12 protein-coding genes and 1 tRNA gene are annotated in these 15,400 nt (G+C 52.3%); 3 read left to right on the top strand and 10 right to left on the bottom strand.

The window, feature by feature from the left end; all coding sequences use genetic code 11:
* Positions 1-34 precede the first annotated feature (34 nt).
* On the bottom strand, positions 35-2,320 hold the full coding sequence (ppsA, locus tag O0S10_RS06945; protein ID WP_268925159.1) for a phosphoenolpyruvate synthase: 2,286 nt from the start codon (positions 2,318-2,320) through the stop codon (positions 35-37).
* A gap of 129 nt (positions 2,321-2,449) precedes the next feature.
* Between ppsA and serA the strand changes: the two genes are divergently transcribed.
* On the top strand, positions 2,450-4,033 hold the full coding sequence (gene serA, locus O0S10_RS06940) for a phosphoglycerate dehydrogenase (RefSeq protein ID WP_268925158.1): 1,584 nt from the start codon (positions 2,450-2,452) through the stop codon (positions 4,031-4,033).
* Between the two features lie 326 nt (positions 4,034-4,359).
* Here serA and O0S10_RS06935 read toward each other — a convergent pair whose 3' ends face one another.
* On the bottom strand, positions 4,360-5,556 hold the full coding sequence (locus tag O0S10_RS06935) for an MFS transporter (protein ID WP_268925157.1): 1,197 nt from the start codon (positions 5,554-5,556) through the stop codon (positions 4,360-4,362).
* Between the two features lie 116 nt (positions 5,557-5,672).
* Here O0S10_RS06935 and O0S10_RS06930 point away from each other — a divergent pair.
* Positions 5,673-5,746: transfer RNA gene (locus O0S10_RS06930), tRNA-Val, on the top strand.
* Positions 5,747-5,805: 59 nt separating this feature from the next.
* Entirely contained in the window at positions 5,806-6,903 is a 1,098-nt protein-coding gene (locus O0S10_RS06925) for a transglutaminase-like domain-containing protein (protein WP_268925156.1), read from the top strand.
* A gap of 257 nt (positions 6,904-7,160) precedes the next feature.
* On the opposite strand, the gene O0S10_RS06920 is transcribed toward O0S10_RS06925, so the two are convergent.
* The 8 genes from O0S10_RS06920 to O0S10_RS06885 are packed head-to-tail and all read right to left on the bottom strand — an operon-like array spanning position 7,161 to position 15,303.
* Positions 7,161-7,880, bottom strand: coding sequence for an ABC transporter ATP-binding protein (locus O0S10_RS06920; RefSeq protein WP_268925155.1), 720 nt, complete (start codon positions 7,878-7,880; stop codon positions 7,161-7,163).
* Positions 7,865-8,794 carry an ABC transporter ATP-binding protein gene (locus O0S10_RS06915; protein WP_268925154.1) on the bottom strand — a complete coding sequence of 310 codons (930 nt, stop codon included), beginning with the start codon at positions 8,792-8,794 and terminating at the stop codon, positions 7,865-7,867. Before O0S10_RS06915 ends, O0S10_RS06920 begins: the two co-directional genes overlap by 16 nt.
* The gene (locus O0S10_RS06910; RefSeq protein ID WP_268925153.1) at positions 8,791-9,687 is read right to left on the bottom strand and encodes an ABC transporter permease; all 897 of its coding nucleotides are present in this window, start codon (positions 9,685-9,687) and stop codon (positions 8,791-8,793) included. The genes O0S10_RS06915 and O0S10_RS06910 overlap by 4 nt, the downstream gene beginning before the upstream one ends.
* Positions 9,680-10,621: an ABC transporter permease gene (locus O0S10_RS06905; RefSeq protein WP_268925152.1), complete on the bottom strand. Its 942-nt coding sequence runs from the start codon at positions 10,619-10,621 to the stop codon at positions 9,680-9,682. The genes O0S10_RS06910 and O0S10_RS06905 overlap by 8 nt, the downstream gene beginning before the upstream one ends.
* 5 nt (positions 10,622-10,626) lie before the next feature.
* Positions 10,627-11,388 (bottom strand): class I SAM-dependent methyltransferase, encoded by a 762-nt coding sequence (locus O0S10_RS06900; RefSeq protein WP_268925151.1) that lies wholly within the window; start codon positions 11,386-11,388, stop codon positions 10,627-10,629.
* Positions 11,389-11,398: 10 nt separating this feature from the next.
* Positions 11,399-12,949 carry an ABC transporter substrate-binding protein gene (locus O0S10_RS06895; RefSeq protein ID WP_268925150.1) on the bottom strand — a complete coding sequence of 517 codons (1,551 nt, stop codon included), beginning with the start codon at positions 12,947-12,949 and terminating at the stop codon, positions 11,399-11,401.
* Complete coding sequence (locus tag O0S10_RS06890; RefSeq protein WP_268925149.1) at positions 12,946-13,716, bottom strand: class I SAM-dependent methyltransferase; 771 nt, start codon at positions 13,714-13,716, stop codon at positions 12,946-12,948. Before O0S10_RS06890 ends, O0S10_RS06895 begins: the two co-directional genes overlap by 4 nt.
* A 24-nt stretch (positions 13,717-13,740) precedes the next feature.
* Positions 13,741-15,303: an ABC transporter substrate-binding protein gene (locus tag O0S10_RS06885; protein ID WP_268925148.1), complete on the bottom strand. Its 1,563-nt coding sequence runs from the start codon at positions 15,301-15,303 to the stop codon at positions 13,741-13,743.
* Positions 15,304-15,400 lie beyond the last annotated feature (97 nt).

Genomic DNA, 15,400 nt, shown 5'->3' with positions numbered 1-15,400 from the left:
AGGCAAGCCCTGAAAAAAATTGAATGATTTTCTCTTAATTTTTCTTAAACGCCATATTCAGCAGAATCTGACGCTCGGTCTTTGCAACCGTCTCGCGAATCTTCGGAATTGCATCAATGTTTGAGGAAACACTGGAAATGCCCTGATTCACCAGCCACTTCACAAACTTCGGATCCGAACCCGCTTGACCGCAGATGGAACACTCAACGCCTGCCTCGCGGCACTGCTCAATACAGTACTTGATGAGACGCATAACCGCCGGGTGTTCCGGCTCATACATATCGCCGATCATACCATTGTTGCGGTCAACCGCAAGCGTGTACTGGATCAGATCATTCGTTCCAAAGGAACAGAACTTGATGCCCGCCCTGATGAACTCATCAATAATGATAGCGGATGCCGGGATCTCGACCATAATACCAAGCACACGATTCTCCACATCAATGCCCCAGGAGCGGAACGCCTCCTTTGCCGCGAGGAACTCACGGGGGTGCTGCACCAGCGGGAACATAATGCCGAGATTATCGTATCCCGCTTCCCACAGACGCTTGAAACACTCTGCCTGCATCCTGAACTGCGCCATCTGACGAAGATCACGACGGAGACCGCGGAAACCAAGCATCGGATTGTGCTCATGCGGCTCATCCTCGCCGCCGGCCATGTTCAGGAACTCATCGGTCGGTGAATCGATCGTGCGCACCCAGACCGGCTTGCCGCGGAATGCGTCAAGCACCGTCTTAATACCATTATACAGCTCGGCAATGAACTCCTCTTCCTTACCGTTCTTAATGTACCAGCTCGGCGTCTTGTTCATACCAAGAATCAGGTGCTCAATTCTGAGCAGACCAACACCATCCGCGCCCGTCGCCGCAGCGCGTGCCGCTGCCTCGGGCATTGAAACATTCACTTTCACCGAGGTTGCAGTGATGACAGGTGCTGCAGCCGCGACCGGCACAGCCGCCGCAGCTGCCGCAGGAACGGCAGTCTCAAGTTTTCCGTCGTAGATCAGACCCTTCTCACCATCGATGGTAACGATCTGCCCCTCCTTGAGGAGGGAGGTTGCCTTCTTCGTTCCGACAACCGCAGGCGTTCCAAGCTCACGCGACACAATTGCCGCATGGCAGGTCATACCGCCCTCATCAGTGATGATGCCGACAACTTTGCGCATGGCAGGGACCATATCAGGGTTGGTCATCGGCGAGACCATAATGTCCCCCTCCTTCACACGGGAGGTATCCTTTGCATCAGTAACGATAACAACCGGACCGGATGCGATGCCGGGAGATGCACCATATCCCTGAAGAATAATCTCGCTGTCTGCCACCGAGCAGGCAGCCTTCCCGGAATCCGAAACAAGGGAACTCTTCTGAATCGTCGTGATCGGGCGGGACTGAAGAATATAAATGGTGTCACCCACCATTCCCCACTCCATATCCTGCGGAACCTTGTAGTGTTCCTCGGATACTACCGCAAACTCAGCAAGTTTTGCAACCTCGACGTCTGAGAGAACCTGTATATTCTGACGGTTTTCCGGAACAGCAACGGTCTTTGTTCCTTTACTGCCGTCCGGAATGATCTCAACAGACTTGTTGGCAACGGTCTTTGTGGTGATCCGCTTGTTCTTGCGGTCATAGACATAGTTGTCCGGAGACACGGTACCAGACACAATTGCCTCCCCCAGACCCCATGAACCCTCAATGATGACGGTTGCAGCTCCGGAGATCGGATGGGAAGAAAACATCACGCCGGCTTTTTCCGAGAACACCAGCTGCTGGACAACCACTGCAATATTGACGGTACGGTCATCGAAACCCTGCTTTGCACGGTAGTAGATGGCACGGCCGCCGTAGAGAGAGGCCCAGCAGTCCTGCACGGACTGCAGGAGATCGGCCTCGCCGAGGATATTCAGATAGGTGTCCTGCTGACCGGCAAAAGATGCATCCGGCAGATCCTCTGCAGTAGCACTGGACCGGACAGCAACAACGGTATCGGATCCCATCTTCTGGTAGGACGCAACAATCTCCTTTTTGATTGCCTCGGGCATTGCCGCCGAACTGACCATTGCCTTTACCTTATCTGCGGTGGCGTTGAGGGCATCGTTGTCATCAACGTCAAGTTTCTCCAGAATATCGAAGATGGAGTCTTCCAGTTTTGTCAGCTGTAAAAATCTACGGAAAGCCTGGGCGGTCACGACAAAACCCTGTGGAACAGGGAGACCAATAGAGGTCATTTCACCAAGAGAGGCGCCTTTCCCTCCTACGGAGGGAATATCATCTTTGCGGATTTCGTTGAGCCATAGGATATTGGGTGATTTGTCCATAGACACTCGGTATAACATTGGTCCCCGTCCACAATAATATATTGTGTTGGAAGACAGGAAACCACCATAACCTCTCCCGGGTTGGGCAATACTATTACCGAGTAAGAACAAATAGATACGGGATTATCCGTGAGCTTCAAAGTACTTGTGAGCGACCCCCTTGCAAAAGAAGGAGTCGATATTTTAAAGGGATTTTGTGATGTTGATGAAAAGGCAGACCTGTCCGAGGATGAACTCGTCAAGATCATCGGCGGATACGATGCACTGATCGTCCGGTCCGGAACGCAGGTCACCGCACGCATCATTGAAGCGGCCGATCGGATGAAGTACATCGGTCGTGCCGGTGTCGGTGTGGACAACATTGACTGTGATGCGGCAACGAAGAAAGGCATCATTGTCTCCAACGCTCCCGAAGGCAACACGCTCGCGGCAACGGAACACACCATCGCCATGATGATGGCGCTTGCGAGAAACATCCCGCAGGCAACCGCATCACTGAAGAAAGGTGAATGGAAACGCTCAAAGTTTATGGGCAATGAAATGAACGGCAAGGTGCTTGGTGTGGTCGGATTCGGAAGAATCGGCCGCGAAGTTTCCAAACGTGCCCAGGCACTGCAGATGACGGTCATCGCCTACGATCCATTCATCCCGGCAGAGGTCGGGGCTGCAATGGGCGTTGAGATGATGAGCGTGGCCGAACTCTTCACCAAAGCCGATGTGATTACAGTACACACGCCGCTGATTCCGTCCACGACACATCTTGTCAACAAGGAGTCAATTGCAACCATGAAGGACGGTGTCCGATTAATCAACTGTGCCCGCGGTGGTATCATTGATGAAGCAGCCCTGTATGAAGCAATCACCTCCGGCAAGGTTGCAGGAGCCGCACTCGACGTATTTGAACAGGAACCGCCGACCGACTCACCGCTTCTTTCCCTTGACAAGGTTATCGTGACCCCGCACCTTGGCGCAAGCACGGTTGAGGCCCAGAAGAATGTGGCAATCTCAGTTGCCCAGCAGTGCATCGAAGTGCTGAAGGGCGGATCCGCCAAGAATGCAGTGAACGCGCCACTGGTTGCGCCGGAGCTTCGCCCGAAACTTGAACCGTTCGCACAGCTGACCGAGAAGATGGGAAGCCTTGCAGCACAGCTTGCAGACGGTGCTATCACCGAGATTGAGTTCGCGTACCTCGGCGAGGTTGCCGAGATGAAACAGAACCTGAAATACCCGACCCGCATGGGCCTGAAGGGTCTTCTGGACAAAGCGCTTCACGAACCGGCAAATCTCGTGAACGCAGAGTTTATTGTACAGCAGCGCGGTATGACCATCGTGGAAAAGACCTCGGCGGATGCAGGCGACTACAAGTCACTGGTGACCCTGACATTCAAAACCGGAAAAGGTACTCAGACGATCTCCGGTATTATTACCCGTGTTGGTCCCCGCATTACCTCCATCAACGGCTACTCCATGGACCTTGTGCCGAAGGGCAATGTGATTGTTGCCGACCACATTAACCGCCCGGGCGTTGTCGGCCCGGTGTGCGTACTGCTCGGTAAACACAACATCAACATCTCAAACATGCAGGTCGGAAAAGTGGATGTAGGTTCCGAATCGCTGATGATTCTTGCCGTGGACGACGTTGTTCCTGCAAACGTGATGCAGGAGGTCGCAGAAAGCGACGGCATCATCTCGGCAAAGTTCATGCAGCTGTAAACATCCCCAACTTTTTTTTGCATCCGATATCTATGCTAACACGTAGGCTGGAAAAAAGTCCCGACGAGTTCGGGCTTGCCGACCTGATGGGTGATGCGGCGAAGACTTAACCATGCAGGTGTGAACATTTGCGGACGCGTGATCTGGCAGGCTGTGACACCACCCTGACAGAGCAAATACCCGGGACATCTTCTGTATCCCTATCTTTTTTGGTGCTCACCCATGCTGTCCGAAATGTGACAGACAGCATGAATAAAACCAGGCATTCCCAGATTTTTTTCATTTGGCAGTTTTGCAGCACGAAATAAAAACAGGGAGAATCCGATTCACTGCCGCGTGCCGAGGATGATATATCCGAAAACCGCCAGAGCTGTAAGGAGACACAGAACGAAACTGGCAGTGTATCCGGCAACTGTTACCGCAACTCCGGCAATGAGCGGCCCTGCGGAATGACCGATGTCCATAATCGATGAAAGTGCACCCATGGACGCACCAAGACGGTTCTGTTCGGCAACAGTTGCCGCATACACATTTGCCGCAACCGTGGACAGCGACATGCCGATACCAAAGACACAGCTGATCCCAAGCAGTAGCCAAAAGCTGCCGGTAAGTGAAAATGCACCGAGTGATCCTCCGGTCAGCAGCAGGCCAAAAAGAATCTGGCGGATGGGATCGCACCGGTCCGCAAGTCTGCCGAAAAATGGTTTGGTGGCTGCGATAATGATCACCTGTACAAAAAAGATGATACCGGTCTGCCACGCGGATATACCGGCGGTAAGAAGATAAAGCGGGAGAAAGGTCTCAAAGGTACCAAAACAGAAGTACGTCGCCATCTCTGCTGCAGATGCACAGCGAAGACCGCGATTGCGGAAAAAAACCAGCAAATTCTCCCGGAAGGATGAAACCGTAACCGATGAAAGGTTCCGGACAGTCCCCGGATCATGATAGCGGAGCATCAGAAGAAAAACCGGGATACCGGCGGCAAACGCGATGAGATAGACGATGTGATAGGCTGATACTGCCGGAGCTGCGGCAAAAAGCGAGAGGACTGCACCTCCGATCAGCGGAGCCGCAGACCTGCCGGCGAGGGTTGCCGAACTGTAGGTCCCCATCATCTCTCCTTTGTGCTCGCCAAACTCTTCCGCAATAACCGCACCGACAACAGGTCCAAGAATAGCAGTTGCCATCCCATGGAAGAAGCGGATCGGGATAAGCAGCAGGGGATCAACGGCTGCAAGATACATCAGCGGGGCGAGGAGAAACACAACGCCGGAAAGGAGAAGAAGTCTGCGTCTGCCGAGATGATCGGAAAGTACACCCACCGGAAAGCTGAGAAGAATTCCTGCAAACGGCGATACTGCAGATATAAGTCCTATTGTTGCGTTTCCTGCCCCAAGCGATTCGGCATAGAGAGGAAGTACCGGATTTTTGGCAATGGTGGTGGAGAATATGGAAAACAAACCGATAATGCAGAGATACTGCAGCAGTCGCTTTTTTCGTTGAATCTCACCTGCATATTCCATGGATGATTATTCTGTTCGCAGTGATACAGGATAAAGCTGTACTGACAATTTCACTTGAAAATATTTATATTTGGGAATGTCGTATGTATTAGAGCACATAGGTGCAAAACATTCGTGGACTCGTGGTCTAGTAGGCTATGACGTCGCCTTGACATGGCGGAGATCAAGGGTTCGACTCCCTTCGGGTCCACTTCTTTTCTGAAAACATTCAAGAAGTTTTATCCCTGCTGCGGCATATTATTTCATACTGTGCAGTTTTTCCGCCGTGCTTTTGCGATCGTTCTGTTGCTCCTTGCTCTCTCAAACCTCAGCGCCGGCTGCATTACCTACGTACCTGCCCAGCAACCCGTTCCAACGCAGGTACCCGACATAACCGCAACGGTTCCGCCAGTACCGGAGAGTTTCGCAACCCCGACACCCCTTCCCACCCCCGCGTGGGGAATGCTGCGTTCCGAATTTTCCTGGACATATCAGAAGACAAATCATACCTACTTCATCGATGTTCCCAAAACCGCATACCAGTACTTCCGGATGCAGGACCATACGAAGAACAGCAACTATGTGCGCTATGCGCTCTCGGATTACGACCGTGAATACGTCAGAGAGATCGCCGATGCATTTACCGTGATGGGAAAAAATGCAGGATACAACGAACGGGAAACCATTGAGAACTTCATCGCATTCGCACAGTCGCTTTCCTACACCTCAGACCAGGAAACCACCGGCATGGAAGAGTATCCGCGCTACCCGCTGGAAACACTCGTGGATAACAGCGGCGACTGCGAGGATGTCGCAATACTTATCGCCTCGGTACTTCACGAGATGGGGCACGGGGCGGTGCTTCTCAAACTCCCGCAGCACATGGCGGTTGGCATTGCAGGCGACGATATGTTTGACGGGACCTATTACCTCTACAACGACACGCGTTATTACTATCAGGAGACCACTGCCAGAGGCTGGTACATCGGGGATCTGCCGGATGAGTTTGCCGGTGTTGACGTTGAGATACTCCCGCTTGAACAGCAGCCGGCAATGGACCTTGAGTTCATCGCGGAATCCGACACTTCCACCTGGGAGACGGCAATATACCGGATGGTCGCAACCGTAGAAAATCTTGGTCCCGGTACCTCACACGACGTCCAGCTGGAGGTAACGGTACGGACCGGCGGGGAAGTGTACGACTCCACGACAATTCTTCTTGAGGACTGCCGCGAGCACGATACCGTTCGGGCTGATGGAAAGATCACCATTCCCCGACGCGAACCAGTGGAGATAACTGCGGTTCTCACCGGTGGAAATCTCTACCGTGACGTCATCGCAGAGACCGGCGTATTCCACGCACCGTAAAACAGGACCGGCAAGGGGACTGCCGGCAAAATGTCAGTATCATGAAGTACTGTGAAAGAAAATACGCTCTGCTGACCTGCCGGATGCTGGGAATTATGATGTGTGTGTTGCGTGGGTAAAGCATCCGGCAGTCTGGCATGGTGTGTAAACTGTTTTTTTCGACTGAATCGATCACCTCCCTATGCAGGCAATAGCATCGTATGATACTAATATTATTTAGTATCACACAATAGTATAAATACATTTTTTTGTAGAAATCAGACTGAGAGATCAGCCGCATATCCGGCAAACTCCCCTGCATTCATCACACGAAATGTTTTCTCTCCCAGAACTCCGATACGATCGCACATTGCTAGCATTACCTGCGGATCATGCGAGATAAACACACAGGCAGTGTTGTTCTTTTTCTGAAGATTTTTCATCAGACCAAGAATCTGTGCCTGCACTGACATATCAAGCATCGACGTCGGCTCATCGGCAATGATCAGCTTCGGTGACAGCGAGTAAATCTTCACCATCATCGCCCGCTGAATTTCCCCGCCGGACAACTGGTTCGGATAGCAGGAGAACTGATCCGGTCGGAGACCAACCGCTGCAATCAACGGCAGAAGATCGGAAAACACATCGGATCGTTCCCGTCCTTCGTGATATGCGAGAGGTTCAGCCACACTATCGCACAGCCGCATCCGGGGATCCATCGACATCTCAGGATGCTGAAAAAGCATCTGCATTGCAGGCCGCAGTTCCCGCAGTCTCCGTTCAGAAAGTTTGGAAACCTCTGCACCCTCAAACAGTACACGGCCATCGGACAGTCGTTCAAGTCCTATCAGACACCGGCCGAGCGTTGACTTGCCCGACCCGCTCATCCCAAACAGACCGATCGTCTCACCGGCATCCACAGTAAAACTCACGTCGCGGAAAATATCTCCGTGACCGTAGTTTTTGGAAAGACACTCGGCACTCAGCAGCGGCTGCATCGCACCTGCCTCCCGCAGACTTCGTGCATCAGTGGATGCACATGGTTTTCCTCACACGGAGTCGGACACCGGTCATGGAAGTAACAGCCGTCCGGCAGCTGTGCGAGCCCGGGACACATCCCCGGCATTGGTGTCATTCCGTTTTTCGGCAGAGCCGCCATCAGTCCTTTAGTATAGGGATGAAGAGGCGAGGAAAACACATCCGCAGCCGGACCGAACTCCACCAGTTCTCCCGAGTACAGTACTCCTGCCTGATCTGCAATCATCTCAGCAAGCTCCAGATCGTGCGTAATCATCAAAACAGAATCAGTTCCCCTCCGCTTCAGATTCAGAAACATCTCTATTGTCCGTTTCCGCGCCGCATAGTCCAGACCCTTTGTCGGTTCATCGGCGACCAGAAGTCGCGGAGAAGCTGCAAGGGCAATTCCGGTCGTCAGTCTCTGACGCATACCGCCGGACAGTTCGTGCGGGTATGATGCAGCAACCAGTTCCGGGTCCGAAAAGGACAGAGCCGAAAGAATGGATGTGGTCCGGGAGGAATGCTCCTCTTTTGGTACGCCGCAGACATCCAGAACCTCGGCAACCTGCTGCCCGCATCGCATCAGAGGATCCAGCGAACCGGTGGGGTTCTGCGGAATCAGAGAGATCTCATGACCCCGCAGACGGGAAAATTTCTGTTCCGAAATCAAAAGAATCTCCTCGCCTGCATACCGGACACTGCCGGAAACTCTGGCGTTTTGCGGCAGAAGATGCAGAACAGCCTGCCCGATCACCGACTTTCCCGAACCCGTTTCTCCGATCAGTACACAGATCTCACCCTCCTTCACCGAAAAGTTCACGTTCTGTGATGCCCGGACAAGACCGCGGCGGGTGGGAAACGCCACATTTAACTCTGAAACTTCCAGAATGTTCACAGGCTTCCCTCCGCATCCGTTCCGGGGTCCGTAATATCACGGACACCTTCACCCGCCAGATTGAACAGCAGAGTCACCGTTGTGATAGCAAGACCCGGCACAATCACATTCAGAGGTGCGGTACGCATACTGTCCAGACCCGCATTGATCATCGAGCCCCATTCAGGAATCGAAGGCGGCAGACCGAGACCTAAGAATGACAACGTGGAGATGGTCAGAATCGTGTGTCCCAGATCCATTGTTGCCAGTACCACTACCGGCATAATACAGTTCGGCATCAGATGTTTCAGAAGAATCCACCAGCCGGGAAGACCCGCTGCACGTGCGGACAGGACATACTCTGCATTTTTTTCCGCGAGCACCTGACCCCGCATCAGCCGGGCAAACGACGCCCACTGCACAATCGAAAGCATGAAAATCATGTTCAGAATGCCGGAACCAAGAAGCGTCACCAGCGCAAGGGCAAGAATGATCGACGGAAACGCAAGGAACACATCAATGACACGGGCGATCACATTATCCACCCAGCCACCTTTGTATCCTGCATAGCTGCCGATAGCCGTTCCGATCACAAACGTGATCACAATCGTTGTCACTGCAATCGCCATGGAAGTTTGCAGACCGCAGACAACTCTGCTGAACAGATCGCGACCGAGATAGTCTGTACCAAACCAGTGATCCGCGGACATCCACTGATTTTTGCCGTAGAGATCTTGTGCTGCCGGATCCTGTGGGGAAATTACCGGAGCAAAGACCGCCGCAATCAGAACAACGGCAAGGAGAACAAATACAATCTGAAGGCCCGGACGCTGTCTGAGACGATAATACCAGTCCGCCCCGCGGACGTTCGACTGCCAGATTTTTATTCGTGCTACAGTGCCCGTTTCACTCATAGGTGATCCTCGGATCAATTACGTGATAGAGCAGATCAATCACGAAGTTCACGATCAGGAACATGAATACGATTACCATGATCGTACTTTCAATCAGGACAAGGTCGCGTGCCGAGATTGCCTTCATCAGCATGGCCCCGATCCCCGGCCAGGAAAAAATGGTCTCGATGACCACGGAACCTGCAAGCAGTGCGCCAAACGACATGCCGATCACAGTCAGCACCGGCAGAAACGCATTCTTGCATGCATGGGAACAAATCACCCGCCGCATCGGCAGACCCTTCGCCTTTGCAAACGTGACAAACGGTTTGTCCATCGTCTCAAGCATGCTGGTTCGCATGATACGGATAATGGAGGCCATTGTGTGCAGTCCGAGTGCAATCGCCGGGAGAATGATGTACTGCGGGCCGCTATATCCGGAAACCGGCGTCAGTCCGAGCCAAATAGAAAAAACCAGAATCAGCATAACGGCCACCCAGAACCCGGGCATGGACACGGAGAAGATCGTACCGACGCGGATAATGTGGTCCGAAATTTTGTTCTGATGCAGTGCCGAGTAGATGCCAAGGACAAGACCTGCAATCGTGGCAAATGACATCGCCACCGCGGTCAACAGGATAGTCGGCGGCAGATGCAGCATCAAAAGCCGATCCACCGGTTTGTTGAAAAGGATGGAGTGGCCTAAATCTCCGTGCAGAATTCCACCGACCCATTCCAGATATTGTTGCAAAAGCGGCTTGTTAAGATCATAGCGTTCGGAAACCTCAGCAATCAGCTCTGGAGGTGCGACCTCTTCAAGACCGATGTAGAGATGTCGTGCCAGAACTTCGGCAGGCTCGCCAGGGGTTGCATTGACCACCACAAACGTGAACATCGACGCAATCACAAGTGTGAGAATGAGATAGGCAGTTCGTTTGATGAGATAATGGTGCATACAGGTTACACCTCTTTGGTTCCGGAGATGAGGTAGTAGCACCAGTGATGACTGATCTTCTGATACCAGTTCAGCTGTTTTCGTTGGAGATCGCGGATATGCATGAGATTTTCAAGGGTGACATCCGCAAGACCTGCATCGGCAAAGTATCTGCGGGCAGCATATTCTGGAACTCCGCCAAGGTTAGGCAGAGCAGATGATACCTCTGCAGTGTACGGGGCGGGAGCGGGCAGCGGATCAAAGATTTTTCCAAGAGAGTTACTTACCTCGCGGCGGATCTTTGTGGTGGTTTTTCCGTCGTCCCACACACCGTCGATGACAATAATCCGACCCCCCGGATGAATAATCCGTTTCCATGAGGCAAGGGCTGTGTCCGGATGCGGAAGCGTCCAGAGCAGATGGCGGTTGACCACTACATCAAAGCTGTCATCAGCAAACGGAGGATGTTCCGCATCTCCTTTCTGAAAGATCATCGAAAGACCACATTTTTCGTTTTTCTTTCTGCCAACATCCATCATCCCTTCCGAAAGATCGATGCCGAGGACCTCGTGCCCCATCTCCGCGAGGATGAGGCCCATGGCACCGGTCCCGCAGCCGACGTCAAGAATGCGAAGCGTTCCCTGTGGCAGAGCCGTACGAAACGCATCCATCCATAACTGTTTTTCCTCCTCTGTTTTCACACCGTGGGATACGTGCAGATCATACTGATCTGCACTTGTGTCCCATTTGCGGATAATACCCTGTTTAATCTCACTGTCTTCCATCATTCTCTCCTCATTAGGCAACGGTCATAAACGGACTGAGTCGGTAATCATGGGCGGTCGGATCATACGTGAATCCCTGCACATTATCCCACATGATAATCGCAACACCATAGTAGGCTACATTGATGGTTGCAACCTCGTCATACACAATACCCTCAGCGGTGCGGAAGTGGGCATACCGCTCTTTGGGGGTGATAAGGTTGTGACCTTCCGCAACAATCCGATCAACTTCAGTGTTACTGTAATGGCCGCGGTTCGTTGTACCATCGGTGGTGTACCAGGTTTTTAACACATATTCAGGGTCAGGGACCATTGCAAGGTTTGCGGCAATCAGATACATATCCCAGTCGCCTTCAGCAAGCATGGGCGAGATTGCACCAGTTTCCATGGCAATCTCCTCAACTTCGATGCCGATGTCTTTCAGATTGGAAGAAATTGCTTCAAGCATCGGGACAAGTCCCGGACGCTCGGTGTAGGTGAGCAGTTTGAAACTCAGTTTTTTGCCGTCCTTATCCACATATCCGTCGCCGTTGGTATCCGTCCATCCGGCATCGGCGAGATACTGTTTCGCAAGAGTCTGGTTGTAGGTATAGGGGACTAGACTCGTGTTTGCCCATGCCATCGTCGGCAGGAACGGCCCGGTCGCTACACTGCCGACGCCGTAGAGCACATTGTCCACAATTCCCTGTCGATCAATTGCATAGGCAAGGGCTTTTCTCACATTCAGGTCATCCAGCGGGGCATGGTCGAAGTTCAGATCAAGCTTGTAGGTGCGCGGCGTGTTGAACTTCAGTACATCAATTCCTTCAATCGCATCCAGTCGTGCAACCTCGCTGTACGGCGGGTCAAAGGTCATATCCACATCATGGTTCTCGATAATCATAGCACGGGTATTGGGATTCGGATACCCGCGATTGATGATTTTTTCAATCGTCGGGGTTCCGCCCCACCACTGATCATGGCGGACTACCACAATCTCACCGGTTTGCTCATTGAAGGACGCAAGTTTCATCGGACCTGTTCCAATTGTGGTGACATACTCCCCGTTTGCATCGTAGGATTTCGGACTGATGATCGCGGTATCCGGAGAGTGCAGTGCTGCAGGCAGCAGAGGATTCATGGTATTGGTCCGGATGCGGATGGTGTACTTATCCACAATTTCAGAGTCCCTGTAATCGATCAGCGTCGTTCTTCCCGGCTGTTTGGTGTTGATGTTTTCAATCGAAAACTTCACATCCGCAGCTGTCATCTCATCGCCGTTGTGAAATTTCACATCTTCCCGGAGTTTAAATTCCCAGGTGGTGTCGTTGATCATCTTCCAGCTTTCCGCAAGGTTTGGTTTGAGTGAGAAGTCCTCCCCGGTTGCGACAAGCGTCTCGGTGATGATGATCTTTTCGGTGATCAGTGTTCCGGTGCCGGTACCCTGATCCAGTTCGCGGGCATCCGACATCAGATGGTTTCCGACGATCAGAACATTTTTTTCACTGCCGGAATCAATACAGCCTGCTGCAGCAGCGATGAGGGACAGGGTCGCTATAAGACACAGAACGAGCCCGAACCTCATGGACATATCTCCTTTCTGCCTGCCATCAGATAGTAGGGACTGATCGGATTGATCTTCTGATACCATTTCAGCCGCTGCCGCTGGTTTACCCGGATGTGGTCCAGATTCAGTATGGAGATCCCAACAAATCCAGTGTTTTCCATATATCTGCGTGCTTCAGCTTCCGGAACACCCCCACGGTTCGGCAGAGCGTCACAGACCTTGGTGCTGTAGCCTTTTTCTCCGTGCGGGTGTGGTTCAAGAATACGGGCAAACACAGAACTTGTTCTTCTCCGCACGGCAGAGATGACAGACCCGTCATCCCATACACCATCGATCACCACCACCACGCCCTCCGGTTTCAGCACCTGATACCAGTTTGCAAGGGCGGTGTCCGGATGTGGAAGCGTCCACAGCAGATGGCGGTTGATAACCACGTCAAAGGTGTTCTCCGCAAACGGAGGATCTTCCGCATCTCCGGACTGAAAGGTCATCGGAAGATGAGCGGTTTCTGCCTTTTTGCGGCCGATACCCATCATCCCTTCCGAGAGATCTATGCCGGTAACGGCATGTCCCATCTCCGCAAGGATCAGTCCCATGGCACCGGTCCCGCAGCCAACATCCAGAATAGAGAGGCTATCGCCCGGCGGAAGGACGGTTTGAAACGCATTCATCCAGAGCAGCCGTTCCTCCTCAGTCTGTATACCGTGGGAGACATGTGTGTCATAGTACGCGGCCTCTTCGTTCCAGCTTTCCGCAATTTCGGATTTCACTGCTTTATCATCCATGTGACACATCCAAAAAAAGGGAGTTCATGCCGTAATGGTCATGAACGGATCAATTCTGTAGTCATGGGCGGTTGGATCAAACTTGTAGCCGGTAACCGTGTCCTTCATCACAATAGCAACACCGTAGTAGGCAATGTTGATGGTCGGCAGTTCGTCGTACACAATCCCCTCAATCTCGCGGAAGTGATCATACCGCTCATCCAAATCACTGATGTAGTGGCCTTCGACGATAAGACGGTCAACATCCGCGTTACTGTATCCCGGTTTGTTTCCCGTACCGGTGGTGGTGTACCAGGACTTTAACACATACTCGGGATCGGGAACCATGGCAAGATTCATCGCTGACAGATAGAGATCCCAGCTTCCGTCAGCCATTGCGGCATTCATGGCACTGTTCTCCATTGAGACTTCCTCAACCTCAATACCAACAGCCCGGAGGTTAGCAGCGATTGCCTCCTGCATGGGTGGAAGACCAGGGCGCTCGGTGTAGGTGTAGATTTTGATATGCAGGTTTTTGCCGTTCTTGTCCACATATCCATCGCCGTTGGTATCCATCCAGCCTGCGTTTGCGAGGTACTGTTTTGCCAGTGCCGGATCATAGGAGTACGGGACAAGGCTCTTGTTCGACCAGGTCATGCTCGGCAGGAACACACCACCAGCCGGAGCACCGACACCATAGAGCACATTGTCCACAATACCGGTTCGATCAATCGCATGTGAAATTGCTTTGCGGATATTCAGATCCGCCATTGTCTCATGGGCAAGATTTACATCGAGCTTGTAAATTCTCGGCGTGTTGTACTTCTCGACATGGATGTCCGGAAGTGCATCAAGTCGTTCAATATCACTGTACGGCGGATCGGTGGTGAAATCAACATCGCCGTTTTCGATCATCATGGCACGGGTGGATGGGTTTTCATATCCCCGCATGATCATCTTGTCAAAACCGGGATCGCCACCCCACCAGTCGGTGTTCTTGACAACAACCAGTTCACCGGTCTGTTCGTTGAAGGACTCAACCTTCATCGGGCCGGTACCGATCGGGTTGACAAAGTTACCGTTTGCATCATAGGACCTGCTGCTCACAATTGCGGTATCCGGGTAGTGAAGAACACCCGGAACCAGCGGATTCAGATCGGTTGTATAGATGCGAATCGTAGACTTATCCACAACGTCAGCATGATCATACGACATCAGTTTTGCTGTGCTCGGCGAGAGCCTGACGGTGTTGTCCAGCGACATCTTGACGTCTGATGCGGTCATCTCATCGCCGTTATGGAATTTCACACCTTCGCGGAGCTTGAACTCCCAGCAGGTATCGTTGATCTGTTTCCAGTTTTCCGCAAGATTCGGCGTCAGCTCAAACTGGGCGTTTGCCCCGACGAGTGTTTCGGTCACAATTGCTTTTTCAGTGACAAAGGTTCCGCCATCATGCCCGTCGCCCGGGTTGATGGAGGAGACACGCCACATTTCACCGACAACCAGCACCTTTTCCCCACTGGTACTGCCGCCGGTCCCCACGCAGCCTGCTGCAAGAATGCAGACGGCAAGCGTGAGGATCACAAAAATTCCATAGATCTTTTTCATACAATTCCTCGAAACATTTCCGACTCTGACACTACATCGTATTTACAAACGAATTTTTCATAACCAGAGTTGATACTATGTACTTGTTTGTATCGAT

The sequence above is a fragment of the Methanocorpusculum petauri genome, assembly GCF_026891975.1.
GTDB classification, from domain to species: domain Archaea; phylum Halobacteriota; class Methanomicrobia; order Methanomicrobiales; family Methanocorpusculaceae; genus Methanocorpusculum; species Methanocorpusculum petauri.
This window is presented reverse-complemented; position numbering and strand designations above follow the sequence as displayed.